This is a genomic window from Stenotrophomonas forensis, from assembly GCF_028752115.1.
Classification (GTDB): Bacteria; Pseudomonadota; Gammaproteobacteria; order Xanthomonadales; family Xanthomonadaceae; genus Stenotrophomonas; species Stenotrophomonas forensis.
Genome location: NZ_CP082270.1, coordinates 1,164,163 through 1,179,480, shown reverse-complemented (window position 1 = coordinate 1,179,480; position 15,318 = coordinate 1,164,163). Strand labels below are relative to the sequence as shown.

Annotated in this window: 15 protein-coding genes; 5 read left to right on the top strand and 10 right to left on the bottom strand. The window is 67.5% G+C overall.

Annotated features, from left to right (window positions below; all coding sequences use genetic code 11):
• Window positions 1-44 precede the first annotated feature (44 nt).
• From K5L94_RS05545 to K5L94_RS05530, 4 genes are all read right to left on the bottom strand, one after another.
• Complete coding sequence (locus tag K5L94_RS05545; protein WP_164085655.1) at window positions 45-1,583, bottom strand: TerC family protein; 1,539 nt, start codon at window positions 1,581-1,583, stop codon at window positions 45-47.
• A 43-nt stretch (window positions 1,584-1,626) separates the two neighbouring features.
• On the bottom strand, window positions 1,627-1,851 hold the full coding sequence (locus K5L94_RS05540) for a helix-turn-helix domain-containing protein (RefSeq protein ID WP_005408494.1): 225 nt from the start codon (window positions 1,849-1,851) through the stop codon (window positions 1,627-1,629).
• Window positions 1,852-1,864: 13 nt separating this feature from the next.
• Window positions 1,865-2,332 carry a DUF2975 domain-containing protein gene (locus tag K5L94_RS05535; RefSeq protein ID WP_053451258.1) on the bottom strand — a complete coding sequence of 156 codons (468 nt, stop codon included), beginning with the start codon at window positions 2,330-2,332 and terminating at the stop codon, window positions 1,865-1,867.
• Between the two features lie 250 nt (window positions 2,333-2,582).
• Entirely contained in the window at window positions 2,583-3,506 is a 924-nt protein-coding gene (locus tag K5L94_RS05530) for an alpha/beta hydrolase (protein WP_164085654.1), read from the bottom strand.
• 151 nt (window positions 3,507-3,657) lie between these two features.
• Here K5L94_RS05530 and K5L94_RS05525 point away from each other — a divergent pair, with 151 nt between their 5' ends.
• The gene (locus K5L94_RS05525) at window positions 3,658-4,632 is read left to right on the top strand and encodes a LysR family transcriptional regulator (RefSeq protein WP_274512156.1); all 975 of its coding nucleotides are present in this window, start codon (window positions 3,658-3,660) and stop codon (window positions 4,630-4,632) included.
• A gap of 3 nt (window positions 4,633-4,635) precedes the next feature.
• Here the strand turns inward: K5L94_RS05525 and K5L94_RS05520 are convergent, their stop codons facing one another.
• The 6 genes from K5L94_RS05520 to K5L94_RS05495 all read right to left on the bottom strand — a co-directional run bounded on the left by K5L94_RS05520 (window position 4,636) and on the right by K5L94_RS05495 (window position 10,886).
• Window positions 4,636-5,136 carry a GNAT family N-acetyltransferase gene (locus tag K5L94_RS05520; RefSeq protein ID WP_274512155.1) on the bottom strand — a complete coding sequence of 167 codons (501 nt, stop codon included), beginning with the start codon at window positions 5,134-5,136 and terminating at the stop codon, window positions 4,636-4,638.
• Between the two features lie 13 nt (window positions 5,137-5,149).
• Window positions 5,150-5,587 (bottom strand): hypothetical protein, encoded by a 438-nt coding sequence (locus tag K5L94_RS05515; RefSeq protein ID WP_049458897.1) that lies wholly within the window; start codon window positions 5,585-5,587, stop codon window positions 5,150-5,152.
• Window positions 5,588-5,657: 70 nt separating this feature from the next.
• The gene (locus K5L94_RS05510) at window positions 5,658-7,400 is read right to left on the bottom strand and encodes a GGDEF domain-containing protein (protein ID WP_274512153.1); all 1,743 of its coding nucleotides are present in this window, start codon (window positions 7,398-7,400) and stop codon (window positions 5,658-5,660) included.
• Window positions 7,401-7,560: 160 nt separating this feature from the next.
• Window positions 7,561-8,586 (bottom strand): AI-2E family transporter, encoded by a 1,026-nt coding sequence (locus tag K5L94_RS05505; RefSeq protein WP_053508333.1) that lies wholly within the window; start codon window positions 8,584-8,586, stop codon window positions 7,561-7,563.
• An 81-nt stretch (window positions 8,587-8,667) separates the two neighbouring features.
• Window positions 8,668-9,735, bottom strand: a complete 1,068-nt coding sequence (locus K5L94_RS05500; protein WP_274512152.1) for a sensor domain-containing diguanylate cyclase — start codon at window positions 9,733-9,735, stop codon at window positions 8,668-8,670.
• Between the two features lie 116 nt (window positions 9,736-9,851).
• Window positions 9,852-10,886: a LacI family DNA-binding transcriptional regulator gene (locus K5L94_RS05495; protein WP_053449069.1), complete on the bottom strand. Its 1,035-nt coding sequence runs from the start codon at window positions 10,884-10,886 to the stop codon at window positions 9,852-9,854.
• Between the two features lie 95 nt (window positions 10,887-10,981).
• Between K5L94_RS05495 and K5L94_RS05490 the strand changes: the two genes are divergently transcribed.
• From K5L94_RS05490 to K5L94_RS05475, 4 genes are read left to right on the top strand one after another with little or no spacing between them, the layout of a single operon-like run.
• Window positions 10,982-12,034, top strand: coding sequence for a sugar phosphate isomerase/epimerase family protein (locus tag K5L94_RS05490; RefSeq protein WP_274512151.1), 1,053 nt, complete (start codon window positions 10,982-10,984; stop codon window positions 12,032-12,034).
• Window positions 12,035-12,061: 27 nt separating this feature from the next.
• Window positions 12,062-13,279: a nucleoside permease gene (locus K5L94_RS05485; protein WP_008265176.1), complete on the top strand. Its 1,218-nt coding sequence runs from the start codon at window positions 12,062-12,064 to the stop codon at window positions 13,277-13,279.
• Between the two features lie 12 nt (window positions 13,280-13,291).
• The gene (locus K5L94_RS05480) at window positions 13,292-14,416 is read left to right on the top strand and encodes a Gfo/Idh/MocA family protein (protein ID WP_274512149.1); all 1,125 of its coding nucleotides are present in this window, start codon (window positions 13,292-13,294) and stop codon (window positions 14,414-14,416) included.
• Between the two features lie 19 nt (window positions 14,417-14,435).
• A complete protein-coding gene (locus K5L94_RS05475; RefSeq protein WP_274512147.1) occupies window positions 14,436-15,302 on the top strand; it encodes a sugar phosphate isomerase/epimerase family protein in 867 nt (288 codons plus the stop codon).
• The last annotated feature ends 16 nt before the right edge of the window (window positions 15,303-15,318 follow it).

Here is a 15,318-nt window from a genome sequence, read left to right as displayed (position 1 = left end):
CCCGCCATGGTGACGGGCCCGCGTGTCATTGGGTAGAGGCAGCATCACGCCCCGGGCAGGCGCTCCACCCGCAGGCGGGCGATGCGGCGCTTCTCCATCGCCAGTACGGTGATGCGCACGTCGGCGATCTCCACCGCGTCGCCGATGTCCGGCAGGCGGCCCAACCGCTCCAGCACCAGCCCGGAGATGGTCATGTAGTCGGCACTGCGCGGCAGCGAGACGCCCGCCAGGCGCTGCAGGTCATCCAGGGTCAGCGCACCGTCGGCCTCCCACTGGCCTTCGCCCTGCGCGACCACACCATAGCGCTCGTCCTGGGTATCCACCAGGTCACCGGCAATCGCGGCCAGCAGGTCGTTGGCCGTCACCAGGCCTTCCACGCTGCCGTACTCGTCCACCGCCACCGCCAGCGGCACCGGGTGCTGGCGGATCAGCTCCAGCGCCTGCAGCGCACTGGCACTGGACAGCACGTACTGCGGCTCGCGCAGGTTGCCTTCCAGCTGCAGCGGCCTGCCCTGCAGCAGGTCGGCCAGCAGGTCGCGGCTCTGCACCACGCCACGCAGGCTGTCCAGATCGCCGTCGCCGACCAGCAGGCGGGTATGCGGCGAGGCCACCAGGCGCGCCACCACATCGTCCTGCCCGCGTGCCACGTCGATCCACTGCACGTCGGCACGCACAGTCATCACGCTCGACACCGGTCGATCGGCCAGCCCCAGCACGCTGCGGATCATCTCGTGCTCGGCCGGCTGCAGCCGCTCTTCGGCATCGGCGTGTGCGTCCTCGCTTTCGTCGTCGTGTCCGTTGGCCGGACGCGCCCCCAGCATCCGCAGCACGGCGTCGGCGGTGCGCTGGCGGAACGGCTGGCGCCGCTCGTTGCGCTCGCGGTTGAAACGCACCCACTGGTTGAACGCTTCGACCAGGATCGAGAAGGCAATGGCCGCGTACAGGTAGCCCTTCGGGATCTTGTAGCCCAGGCCCTCGGCCACCAGGCTGAAGCCGATCATCAGCAGGAAGCCCAGGCACAGCACCACCACCGTGGGATGCTTGTTGACGAAACGGGTCAGCGGCTTGCTGGCCACCAGCATCAGCGCCATCGCGATGGTCACCGCGGCATACATCACGCCGAGGTTGTCGACCATGCCGACCGCGGTGATCACCGAGTCCAGCGAGAACACTGCGTCGAGCACCACGATCTGCGCCACCACCATCGCGAAGCTGGCATAGACCTTCTTTCCATCCTCGTGGTGCTCGCGGCCTTCCAGCCGTTCGTGCAGTTCCATCGTGCCCTTGAACAGCAGGAACAGGCCACCGCCCAGCAGGATCAGGTCACGCCCGGAGAAGCTGTGATCGAACAGCGTAAGCAGCGGCTCGGTCAGCTTCATGATCCAGGCCAGCGCCGCCAGCAGCACCAGCCGCATCAACAGGGCCAGGGTGAGGCCGATCACCCGTGCGCGGTCGCGCTGGTGCGGCGGCAGCTTGTCAGCCAGGATCGCGATGAACACCAGGTTGTCGATGCCGAGAACGATCTCCAGCACGACCAGGGTTGCAAGGCCCATCCATATCGAGGGGTCAGCCAACCATTCCATTTCAGGTCCGTTTCGTCAGTAGGTAAGGGAGAAAAGCAGTCATTCAATCGGCATCCTGCGCCTGCGCCGGGTCATGACCGAGCAGGTCGCCGGGCGTGCACTGCAGCTCGCGGCAGATCGCATCGAGGGTGGAAAAGCGGATGGCGCGTGCCTTGCCGGTCTTCAGGATCGACAGGTTCGCCAGGGTGATGTCGATGCGCCCGGCCAGCTCGGACAGGGTCATGCCCCGTTCCTGCAGCATGCGGTCGAGGGTGATGACGATCGCCATCAGCGCGTGCCCATCAGACCAGACCGTCCAGGTCATCGCGCATCGCCGCGCCTACGGCAAACACGCGTGCCAGCACGAACAGCATCAGCACCGCGACCAGGCCGGTGATCGACATGCCACCGCCGACTTCCATCCAGGTGAAGTCCGGGCCCATCCAGGCCGCGTAGGCACCGATCAGGATCGACAGCAGCTCCATCGCCAGCATCAACCACGCCATGCGCTGCAGGCGCTGTGCATTGGTGTGGGTGAACGGCTGCTCGCGCGCCGCCGAGTCCAGCAGCCGCAGCAGATGACGCAGGAACACCAGGCACAGCACCAGCAGCACGACGATGGCGCCCAGCCCCAGGCAGAAATGCAGGAACAGATCGTTGCCGTGCGCGGCCGCGGCAGCGGCATCATGCACGTTGTCGAGCAGCCAGCGGCGGTCGTGGGCGACGAGGGGAACGGCCAGCAGTGCGGCCAGGATGCCCAGCCAGCACATCGCGCGCACGGCCTGCACGGCGGCCTGGGCCAGGGTGAACAAGCCTCGCGCGGGTCTGGCGCGGGCGGGTCGAGCGGTCAAGCGGCCTCCGGCATTGGGGTGGCATGCCGCCCCGGGATGGATTTATCGATAAACGATATACCACATCCTGCGCGAAAGGCTGAATCGCGGGCGTGGCGCGAACCGCTACCCGGGCGCATAGGGCGTGCAGGTGCCGGCCCGCCGCCGGCACCACCCCAGTGCCATCAGCTCACAGATGCTGGCTGAAGAACGGAATCACCGCCGCCAGTGCCTGCCGGACCGGCTCCGGCTGGTCATACAGGTCGTAGTGCGACCCACCCTCCACCACCTTCAGCTGCTTGTGCTTCGAAGCCGCACGGCCATGGATCTCCAGGCCATCGCGGTAGGCACCAAACGCCCCCGGCTTGTCACCAATCACCACCAGCAGCGGCTGGGTCAGCAGCACTTCGGCCAGATGGAAGGCATCCCAGCCCACCGCTGCACCACGATGCGAGAACAGCGCGCTGACCACGCCGTTGGGCTGCGGCCCGCGCGTGCGGTAGTAGTCCGTGGCCTCCAGCACGTCGATATCGGTGATGCCGGCAGCGCGCCCCTGCTCCACCGACGGTGGCAGGAACAGGTCCACGCGTGCCTCGCCGCCACGCATCTCGGCGGTGCGCTGTGCGGCGATGGCCTCCAGCGAACCAATCGGATCGAAGCCGCCAAAGCCCTCGCGGCTGAGCCGGCCGAAGTTGACGCCGGTGATGCTGGTGACCGCCTTGATGCGGCGCTCGGTCATGGTGGCGTTGATCGCATAGCCACCACCACCACAGATGCCGAGCACACCGATGCGTGCGGCGTCCACGTACGGCAGGGTGACCAGATAGTCGACCACGCGGCGTACATCCTCCACGCGCTGGGTCGGGTCTTCGATCCGTCGCGGTTCACCCCCGCTGGCGCCCTGGAAGCTGGCGTCGTAGGCGATCACCACGTAACCCTCGCGGGCCAGCGCCTCACCGTAGACGTTGCCGGACGTCTGCTCCTTGCAGCTGCCGATCGGGTGCATGCTGATGATCGTGGGGTAGGCCCGGTTGCGGTCGAAGTCCGGCGGAAAGTGCAGGTCGGCAGCGATATGCCAGGCCATGTCCGGGTTCTGGATCTTGACGGTTTCCATGCGGTGGCTCCTCGTTTGCGGCAGGGCGACCGGTGTCGCCGTTGCAAGCACGATAGACCTGGGATTGGGAGCAGAAAAGACGCCAATCTCAACCACAGTAGTAAGCTGTGATTACCAGAATGCGACGGGCGTGGCGCCCGACCGAGCCCCCATGAGTGCCCCCACCGCGATCAACCCGGCCCTGCTGCCGCAGCTGGCCTGGTTTGCCCACATTGCCCACCATCGCAGCTTCACCAAGGCGGCCGAAGAGATGGGGGTCTCGCGCCCCGCGCTGTCGCAGAGCCTGAAGACGCTGGAGAAGCAACTGGGCGTGCGCCTTCTGCACCGGACCACCCGCGAGATGTCGCTGACCGAGGAAGGCCAGCGCCTGTTCGACGCAGTGCAGCCATCGCTGAGCACCATCGACAGCGCAGTACGCGACCTGCGCGCCAGCCATGACGCCCCCTCCGGCCTGCTGCGCATCAACACCGCACGCCTGACCGCCAAGACGCTGATCGAACCACACCTGCCTGAATTCTTCGCGCGCTACCCCGAGCTGCGCGTGGAGCTGGTGATGGACGATGGCCTGTCCAGCATCGTCGCCGAAGGCTGCGACGCCGGCATCCGGCTGGGGGAACGGCTGGCCGAAGGCATGATCGCCGTGCCGGTGACGCCGATGCTGGAAATGGTGGTGGTCGCCTCGCCGGCCTACGTGGCCCGGCATGGCACGCCCAGCACGCCCGCCGAACTGGCCGGGCATGAATGCCTGGGCTACCGCCAGACCGGCAGCGGCACGGTCTATGCCTGGGAGTTCAGCACGCCCGGCCAGCATGGACACGACTTTGAAGTGGAACCGTGCGGACGCTATGTCACCAATGATGACGATGCCATGATCCGCGCCGCGCTGCAGGGACTGGGCGTGATGCAGCACATCGACCTGTCACTGCAGCCGATGCTGGCAGATGGGCGCCTGCTGCGGTTGATGCCGGAATGGTCCGCGCCGTTCCCCGGCTTCTACCTGTACGTGCCATCGCGTGAGCAGATGCCACCCCGCGTGCGCGCGCTGATGGAATTCCTGGTCGAGAAGCGCGAGGGCGTCGCCAAAGCGCTCGGCCGCCCCGTGCAGGCACCGGCCACCGGCGGCTAGGCGTCAGCGCAGGTAACGATAGACCAGGTCATCGGCATCACTGCGCACGGCCTGGGCGTCGAGCACGCCGCCCAGCCGCTGCGCAACGGCCTGCGATGCCAGGTTGTCGGGCGCCATGTAGCTGACCAGCGTCGGCAGCTGTGCCACCACGAAGGCCCAGTCGCGCAGTGCCTCGGCCGCTTCAGTGGCGAAGCCCTGCCCTTCGTGGCCGTCATACAGTAGCCAACCCAGTTCCTTCTCCGGAAACAGCGGGCCATGATTGATGCCGACCTGGCCGATGCAGGCGTGGGTGTCGGTCCGTTCGATCATCAACGCACCGTGGCCGAACAGATGCCAGCTCGCCAGGTCATGGCAGAACTGGCCCCACGCGGCAACCTCATCGAATGGGCCGCCCATGCCACGCGCGCGAGGCGACGCCAGGAACGCCGCATAGATGCCGAAGTCATCCAGCTGTTGCGGACGCAGCCGCAGGCGCGCGGTGTGCAGGGTGGGAATATCGAGCATGCTGCCGGTCGGCTCAGTACACCGCGAGGTGGCCGCAACCGCGTCGCTGCGGTTGCCCTTCCATCGTTACCTGCACGCTGGCCAGGGTGTCGACACCTTCGGCATTGCGGCACGACTCGCGCTTGATCTCGACAACGGCGGGCTGCCTGCCCAGCTCACCATTGAGCACGATCAGCGAACTGGGCGCATCGGCCGGCTGCCCGAGATAGCGCAACGTACCCTTTTGGGTACGGCCATCGGCGCTGAGGCTGGCATCGTGGTTGCCGTTGCCGGTGGACGCGATCTCGATGCTCCACCCTGCCCCGCCACCGGTGAACGCAGGCACCGGGCTCATGCCGGCCGCGATCGAGGGAGGGCGCGGCTCATCGGCCGTGGTCTTCGATGCGGGGCTGGCGCAGCCGGCCAGCAGGCCCGCAAGCAGTGCGGCGAAGGCAAGGGGATGCACGGTCATGGTGGGCTCCTGCAGCGATCGGGCCGCCAGTGTAGGGCGCGCCACGTGCGCCGGCGATGAACATGACCGGTCAACGTGAGGTGCGTCCCCCACCGGCAACCCGCACGCGGTCGCGGCCCTGTGCCTTGGCCTGGTACATCGCCGCATCGGCCGCGCGCAGCAGGGTGCGCCAGCCCAGTGCGTCGGTACCGCCCTCGGCCACGCCGAAGCTGGCGGTCACGCGCAGCGTGCTATCGCCGCCCACCACGATATCCAGCTGCTGCAGCGCCAACCGCAGCGATTCGGCCAGCCGGCGACCGGCATCCAGATCGCCATCGGCCAGCAGCACCAGGAACTCTTCGCCACCGTAGCGGGCGATGCTGTCGCTGCGGCGCAGGTGGCGCTGCAGCAGCTGCGCGACCTGCACCAGCACCTCGTCGCCGGCATCATGCCCATGGCCGTCATTGATCGACTTGAAGCGGTCCACGTCCAGCAGGATCACCACCGCCGCCGCAGCGCCCTCGGCATGGCGCTGCTGCACCCGCTGGTCCAGCGCGCGGCGGTTCAACAGCCCGGTCAGTTCATCGGTACCCGCAAGCTGCCGCAGCTCACTGGTCAGCGCCGAGCGTTCGCGCGAGGTTTCGCGCAGGACCTCGATCGCATCGAACAGGCGCTGCATTTCCGCCAGCGGATGGGTGACGTGCTGCTCCGGCCCCGGCGCGTCGGAGGCGATCTGGATCACCTGCCGCTGCGCCTGCAGCAGGGGCCGCAGGATCTGCACATGGGCAATGCGCAGGGCCACGCCCAGCACCACCAGCGTACCCACGACCGTCGCCACCAGTACCGCCAGGCGCATGGCGGCGCGGTTGCGGGTATGTTCGAAGCGGGCAATGGACACACTCAGGTAGCCATCGCGCAGCGCCTCCAGCGACTTCAACGTCGGCACATAGCGCCGGGTGAACTCGGCGGCGGTCCACGGCGGAGGTACACCGCGACGACCGCCTTCGATCAGCTGCTCGACCATCGGCAGCGATTCACCGAAAAACTGCCGTCGCGCCATGTCCCAGTGCCAGGACAACGCCGGGTCACTGCGGAACACCGCCTCGTGGCTGCCGGCCAGCCGCCACAGCTCCAGCAGGCGGCCCTCGGTCTGCAGCGCCGCGCGCACCTGCTCGTTGCGCCACGCACCCGGCACCGCCACCGGCGCCATCACGTTGGACGCCAAACGCCCGCCGTGCTCGCGCAGGTCGATCAGCACCTGGCCCTGCATCGCCGGAATCGCAGCCTCGCGGTCGGCGCGGACCAGCACGTTGATCTGTGCGGACGTCAGCAGGTGCAGGCGGTCGACCACCGCGAACATGCTGCTGATCGCGCGCTCCACGTCTTCGACCCGGCGTGCGTCCTGCGGCTGCGCCGCCACCCGGTCCACGCTGGCACGTGCCGACTTCAGGCGGCGTTGCGCATCGGCCAGCATCGCATGCGCATCAACCTCGCCCGGATCGGCCTTGAACGCGGTGTCCAGCTGCAGCATGGCGGCGTCGACCCGCCGCCGCACCACGGCCAGCTGCATGGCCAGCCGCGCCTGCTCGGCGCCTTCGTCCGCGCGCGCGCCCAGCAGGCTGTTGGCCGGGCCGCGTTCGGAGGAGACCAGGTTGGCCAGATCAAACGTCTGCCGCAGCTGGCGCAGGCTGACCAGATTGTCCTCGGCGGCGGCATAGCGCATCGTGCCCTGGACCAGGGCGATGACCATCAGCGGCAGGGTGCAGACCACGAACAGTCCCGCCAGGATCCAGACCCAGGTCCGCAACCCGATGGGCGATACCTTGCCGGCCATTCAACTTTCCCCTGACGTGCGGATCACTGTACTGAGCGGCCCCGGCAGTGCCAAGCCAGCACTACGCGGCCCCTGCCCCTGCGTATACCCCAGTCATCGCGAACGTGCCGCCAAGAGGCGGCACCCGGCTCACCGAAACAGATCCGTCACGTCAGCGGGGTCAGATCCAGCGTTGATCCACCAGTTCCCGCTTCACATAGGCGTAGAACACCGGCGCGGCCACCAGCCCCGGCAGGCCGAACGCCGCCTCCATCACCAGCATGGCCAGCAGCAGTTCCCAGGCGCGCGCCTGGATCTCGCCGCCGACGATGCGCGCGTTGAGGAAATATTCCAGCTTGTGGATGACGATCAGGTACAGCAGCGCCGCCACCGCCACGTAGAACGACACCGACAACGCGACGATGGTGATGATGGTGTTGGAGATGATGTTGCCCACCACCGGCAGCAGCCCGGCGACGAAGGTGATCAGCACCAGCGTCTTCGACAACGGCAGGTGCACCCCGAACAAGGGCAGCACACCCAGCAGGAAAATCGCGGTGAACACGGTGTTGAGCAGCGAGATCTTCACCTGCGCGAACACCACCTGGCGGAACGCAGTGGCCAGGCGGCTGGTGCGGCCGATCAGTTCCTGCGCCAGCGGCCCCATTTTCGGCAGCGGCAGTTCGTCATACAGCGCGATCATCGCGCCCAGCACCATGCCGATCAGCACGCGCACGCCCACCTGCACCACCGATGTACCGGCCACGCCCAGCTGGCGCTGGTGCTCGGCGGCCCAGTCGTTCAGCGCTGCGCGCAGCGCCGGCATGTCTTCGGGAATGTAGGGCTGCAACAGCGCCGGCACCTGGTGCCGCGACGAATTGAGGATCTCCATCAGCCGTGCCAGCAGCGCGTCTGGCCCGCCGGTCTCGTTGCGGAAGAACGAGGCCACGCCGATCCCGGCCAGTACCAGCGCGCTGATGATGACCGCCGACAGCACGATCACCGCGATCGCCCGTGCCCGCCCCGGTGGCAACCGGCCTTCCACGGTGGAGGCCAGCAGGTGGGTCAGCTGGAACACCAGCAGGCCCGACAGCAGCGTCACCACCAGCCCCAGCTTCAGCGCCAGCCACATGCCCAGCAGCATCATCAGCCAGGCCGCGATCCTCGGAACGGGGGGCTTGGGCTGCACAACGAGGGCGTCTTGCATGGGGGCACGTCCGGGCGGGGTGGCCCATGGTAGAGGATTGGCCGTGCGATTCCGTGTGCAGGATGAACGGCCGTTACGCCGTCATTGGGCGGCGCCGTGTTCGCCATAGCTGGCGTTGTTCTTGCCCTGCCGCTTGGCGTGGTACAGCGCCCGGTCGGCCTGCGCCAGCCAGTCCTCCACGCTACCGCCGCGCGGCGTGGCGGCAATGCCGATGCTGACGCTGAACTCCACGCCCGGGGTGGCCAGGCGGGCGGCCTCGAGCAGGTGCAGGCGCACCCGCTCGGCCACATGCATCGCATCCACCGGCGCGCAGTCGTGCAGCAGCACGACGAACTCATCGCCACCGAGGCGGGCCGGGGTATCGCCGGGCCGGGCAAACGCGCGCAGGGTCGAAGCGATGTGCCGCAGGACTTCATCACCGGCACGATGGCCATGCGAGTCATTGATGCGCTTGAAATCATCCACGTCCAGCATCAGCAGGCAGGCAAAACCGCCCTGCCGCTGCGCCTTGTCCAGCGCCTGTTGCGCGCGCAGGATCAGGAAGCCGCGGTTGGCCAGCTCGACCAGCGGGTCCATCCGACTCAAGCGCTGCAGCTGCCGGTTCTGCGATTTCACCCGACGCGCCAGCTGCCAGCTGAGGATGCTCAGACCGATGCCGTAGACGAACAGGAACGGCACGCTGAGCACGATCGTGCGTTGCGAGGTTACCGGCTGATAGGGAAACCCGAGGGCCCACCAGGTGATCGCAAAACCCAGCACCAGTGCCAGCGTGGCGCGCATCGCCAGGCGCACGCCGCCGGCAGCGATCTTGTCGGCGACCAGCAGCGCCGCGAACAGTGCACTGGGCACCGCGCTCAACCCCATGAAGGCGATCCAGCCACCGCCGAACAACGAATCGGCCACCATGCAGCGGAACTGGACCACGGCAGGCTGCCGGGACCGGTGGGTCAGCAGCAGCGCGAGCGCTGGCCAGGCCAGTGCATTGAGCAGCAGCAGAACCCAGGCCAGCGCACCGTCATGGCGTTCCAGGATGATCGAGGCGATCGGGATCGCGCCCAGGCCATTGCCCACGAAGCGCATCCAGCCGATGCGCCGCGCCGCGCCGATGCCCTCGACCGCGACCTCGGTCGAGTCAGTCAAGAACGGCATTGCCGACCCCCTTGCGCGATCGCACGTTCCATCTCAGAACTCCACCTCAGCACTCCAGCCTGGCACTCCACCTCGACGCGTGCCGGGCTGCCTGGCGTGAGTCTGACAGCTTCGCGTCAATTCGGGATCAAGGGATCAAGGTCGCGACCTGGCCTGGGCGCCGCCGTCGAGCCGCGCAGCATCAGGCTGAAATCCAGCGTCTGCTGAAGCGGCACATCGGCATGCTCGATGATCGCCAGCAGCAGCTTGACCGCGCGCTCGCCGATCTCGCGCATCGGCTGCCGGATGGTCGTCAACGGCGGCGTGAGGTAACGGGAGGACGCCAGGTCGTCGAACCCCACGATGGACAGGTCATCCGGCACGCGGATACCCCGCTCACGGCAGGCCGCCAGGGCGCCCAGCGCCATCTGGTCGCTGAAGCAGAAGATCGCGGTCGGTGCCGGTGCCACGTCCAGCAACGCCATTGCCGCCGCGTGGCCGGATTCCACGGAAAAGTCGCCTGGCACGATGCGCTGCTGGCGCAGCCGTCCGCGCGCCTTGCCCGCGGCCCGGACGCCCTGCAGCCGCTGCTGGTGCAGGGGGTTGTCGGGCGGCCCACCGACCACGGCGATCTGCTCGTGACCCAGTCCGTAGAGGTGTTCCATCACCGCGCGTGCAGCTGCCGCGTTGTCGATGTGGACGCTGGGAATGCCCAGCGCAGGATCGAACTCGCATCCATTGACCACCGGTGCGGCGGCGCCGCGCTGCTGCACGATCTCGCGCGCCGTCGGCGGCAATCGATGCCCCAGCACGATCATGCCGTCGGCCTCGTTGCGCCGGAGCATCTGCGCATAGCGCTCCTCGCGGTCGGGCTGGTGCTGGGTATCGCCCAGCAGCACCGCGTAGCCAACCGCCTGTGCCGCCTCTTCTGCGCCTTGCAGGATCTGGGCGAAAAATGGATTGGCGATATCCGGCACGGTGACCAGGATCTTGCCGCTGCGCTGGGTCTTGAGTGTCCTGGCCACCGTGTTGGGCACGTAGCCGAGCGCGGCAGCCGCCTGCTCGATGCGCGCGCGCGTGGCGGGCAGCACCTTGTCCGGCCGGGAAAGTGCCCGCGACACCGTACCGGCAGAGACGCCCACGTGCTTGGCGATGTCGTAGATGGTTGCCATGGTTTCAGCTCTTGTTTCCGCTGTGCACTGCACAACGGGTCTGCGGGAGGCCCATGCTAGGGTAATGCAATCGATTGCATCGAGGGCGAATCATCTTGAAGACGCTCAAGGGTCCAGCGCTGTTCCTGGCGCAGTTCATCGGCGACAAAGCTCCTTTTGATCGGCTGGACACGTTGGCCGGATGGGCCGCGGGGCTGGGCTATTCTGGCGTACAAGTACCCACCACGGCGCCCCACCTGTTCGATCTGGCCCAAGCAGCACACAGCCAGGCCTACTGCGATGATGTTGCCGGCATGCTGGCCGAACACGGTGTGCAGATCACCGAACTGTCGACCCATCTGCAGGGACAGCTGGTCGCCGTCCACCCCGCCTATGACAGCCTCTTTGACGGCTTCGCACCGCCTGCGGTGCACGGCAACCCCGCCGCCCGCCAGGCCTGGGCGGTCGATCAGCTGATGCTGGCGGCCAAAGCCAGCCAGCATCTGGGACTGACCGCGCACGCGACCTTTTCCGGTGCGCTGGCCTGGCCGTACTTCTATCCCTGGCCGCAGCGCCCGCCCGGCCTGGTGGACGAAGCCTTCGCCGAACTCGGCCGCCGCTGGCGCCCGATCCTGGATGCGTTCGACGCCTGCGGCGTGGACCTGTGCTTCGAGATCCACCCCGGCGAAGACCTGCACGACGGCGCCACCTTCGAGCGCTTCCTCGACGTGGTGGATCATCACCCGCGGGCGAAGATCCTGTATGACCCCAGCCACCTGCTGCTGCAGCAGATGGACTACCTGGGCTTCATCGACCGCTATCACGACCGCATCGGCATCTTCCACGTCAAGGACGCCGAGTACCGTGCGAGCGCCCGCAGCGGCGTGTATGGCGGCTACCAGGACTGGATCGATCGTCCGGGCCGGTTCCGCTCGCTCGGCGATGGCCAGATCGACTTCAAGGCGATCTTTTCGAAGATGGCGCAGTACGACTTTCCGGGCTGGGCGGTGCTGGAGTGGGAGTGCTGCCTGAAACACCCCGAGGACGGCGCGCGCGAAGGCGCTGCCTTCATCCGCGACCACATCATCCGCGTGACTGAACGCGCCTTCGATGATTTCGCCGACAGCGGCACCCACGCCGCTTCACTGCATCGCATGCTGGGAATCTGAGTCATTACCGCCCCGGGAGGGCAAGCCATGACGCACGCCATGTCGCGCTTGGGCGCGATGATGTTTCTGCAGTTCTTCATCTGGGGAGCGTGGTTCGTCACCCTGGGCACGTACCTGGTGCAGGGCCCGTTGCAGGCCAGCGCGAGCCAGGTCGCGACCGCCTTCCTCAGCCAGTCGATCGGGGCCATCGTCGCGCCCTTCCTGGTCGGGCTGATCGCCGATCGCTACTTCGCGGCGCAGCGCATCCTCGCGGTCCTGCACCTGGCCGGTGCGGTGCTGCTGTGGCTGGCGTCCACCGCGACAGACTTCACCACATTCTCCGCCTGCGTCATGGGCTACATGCTGCTGTTCATGCCGACGCTGGCACTGGCCAACAGCGTGGCGATGCGGCACATGCAATCGCCTGAAAAGCAGTTCCCGCTGGTGCGCGTAGCCGGCAGTATCGGCTGGATCATCGCCGGCGTGCTGATCGGCTGGATGGGCTGGGAGCAGGCACACCGGCTCGAGCTGACCTTCCAGATGGCCGCGCTGGCGTCGCTTCTGCTTGGCCTGTATGCCTTCACCCTGCCACACACGCCGCCGCTGGCCCGGCAGCGCGACGCCGGGCTGGGTCAGATCCTCGGGCTGGATTCACTGCGGCTGCTGAAGTCGCGCTCCTATCTGGTGTTCTTCCTGGCCTCCATCGCCATCTGCATCCCGCTCTCGTTCTACTACAACTTCACCAACCCCTATCTCAACGATCTGGGCGTGCGCGGCGCCGCGGGCCTGCAGTCGCTGGGCCAGGTTTCGGAAGTGCTGCTGATGCTGGCCATGCCGTTCCTGTTCGTGCGGCTGGGGGTCAAGACGATGCTGGCGGTGGGCATGGCAGCGTGGGTCGTGCGCTACGGCATGTTCGCCTTTGGCGATGCCGGCAGTGGCTTCTCGCTGCTGGTGATCGGCATCGTGCTGCATGGCATCTGCTACGACTTCTTCTTCGTCACCGGCCAGATCTACACCGATGCCCATGCCGGCCCCGACGCACGCAGTAGTGCGCAGGGCTTCATCACCCTGGCCACCTATGGCGTGGGCATGCTGATCGGCACCTTCCTGTCCGGCGCGGTGGTGGAGCACTACACCACCGCCGCAGGGCCCGACTGGCAGCAGATCTGGCTGTTCCCGGCCGGCGTCGCACTCATCGTGCTGATCGCCTTCCTGCTGCTGTTCCGCGACCGGCCGGTGGTTGCGGCCGCAGCGTCCACGCCCTGAGGACTGCAGCCGATGCCCAAGCCTGGAATCGCCATCATCGGTACCGGCATGATCGCGGCCGTGCATCGTCGCGCCGCCTTGCTGGCCGGTGCCGACATCCGTGGCGTGGCCGCCTCTTCCGCGCAGCGCGCCGCCGAGGTAGCGCAGGCGTGGGGTGTCCCGCGCGGCTATCGCGATATCGAGGAGGTGGTGGCCGACCCGCAGGTGCAGGTCGTGCACGTCTGCACGCCCAACCACCTGCACCGGCCCATGGCCGAAGCTGCACTGCGGGCCGGCAAGCACGTGGTCTGCGAGAAGCCACTGGCGACCACGCTGGAAGACGCGCAGGCGCTGGCCGCACTGGCCAGCTCGAGCGGCCTGGTCGCCACGGTTCCCTTCGTCTACCGCTACCACCCGGTGGTGCGGGAAGCACGCGCGCGCATCGCCGCAGGCGACATCGGCCCCCTGCACCTCATCCATGGCAGTTACCTGCAGGACTGGCTGCTGGACCCGGCCAGCAACAACTGGCGCGTCGATCCGGCGCTGGGCGGCGCTTCGCGTGTGTTCGCCGACATCGGTTCGCACTGGTGTGACCTGGTGGAATGGGTCAGCGGTGAACGCTTCGCCGAGGTCAGCGCGGCGTTCGACACGGTGATCGCCGAGCGCAGCGCCTCCGGCGCGCAGAGTTTCAGCACCCCGGCAGCCGGCGGTGCGATGCAGGCGGTCGCCAGCGAGGACGTGGCGGCGTCGATGTTCCGCACCGGCAACGGCACGCTGGCATCACTGACCGTCAGCCAGGTCTCTGCCGGACGCCGCAATCGTCTCTGGTTCGAGATCGATGGCGCCCGGGCCAGCGTGGCGTTCAACCAGGAAGATGCCGAGCGGCTGTGGATCGGGTGGCCCGACCAGCGCGAAGAAACCTTCGTGCGTGGGCCGGGAGCCGGCAGTGCCGAACAGCGCCGGTTGTCGGTGTTGCCGGCCGGGCACGCACAGGGTTACGCCCAGTGCTTCGAGGCCTTTGTCGCCGACACCTATCGCGCCATCGACGGCGAGCAGCCCGAGGGGCTGCCTACCTTCGACGATGGCCTGCGCTCGGCGCTGATCGTCGACCGTGTCATCACATCGGCCAGGACACGCGCCTGGACCACCATCGCTTGAAACCCGGGAGGATCTCTTGATGAAAGCCCCTGTCCGTAGAACCGCAGGCCTCGTCCTGCTGCTGCTCGCTGCCCTGCCCGCCTTCGCGGGCGAAGTGGCAGGCACGCAGAAGCCGATCGCGGTGCAGATGTACACCCTGCGCAACGCCGGCTCGCTCGAGCAGCAGTTGAAGATCGTCCACGACGCGGGCGTGCATGCGGTGGAAACGGTCGGCACGCAGAACACCAGCGCGGCGGACCTCAAGCAGCTGCTGGACCGCTATTCGATCAGGGCCATTTCGTCGCACGTGCCATTGGCCGAGCTGCGCAACAACCTGGACGGCGTAGTGACCTTCAACCGCGCGATCGGCAACAGCACGCTGGTGGTGCCCTACCTGGACCAGAAGGACCGGCCGGCCGATGCCGCAGGCTGGACCGCACTGGGCCAGGAACTGGGCCGCATCGCCAAACAGGTGCGGGCCAAGGGCATGTACCTGGCCTACCACAACCACGACTTCGAGCTGGTCGACTTCAACGGCAGGACGGGACTGGAACTGCTGTTCGCCGCCGCCGGTCCCGACCTGCAGACCGAGCTGGACCTGGCCTGGGTCGCGCGTGCAGGCCTGGACCCTGCGGTGATGCTGGGCAGGTTCCGCGGGCATGTCTTCGCGGTTCACGCCAAGGACAATGCCCCCAAGGGCCAGGCCGAAGACGAGGGCGGATTCGCCGCGGTCGGCCAGGGCGTGCTGGACTGGAACGCGATCCTGCCGGCCGCAGCGGCCGCTGGCGTGCACTGGTACATCGTCGAACATGACCAACCGCGCGATCCGGCCAAGGTCATCCAGACCGGCGCGGACTATCTGCGTGAACACCTGACCGTCAATGCGCCCGCCCGTGCGCAGCCCTGACGCATGAAGGAGCCCC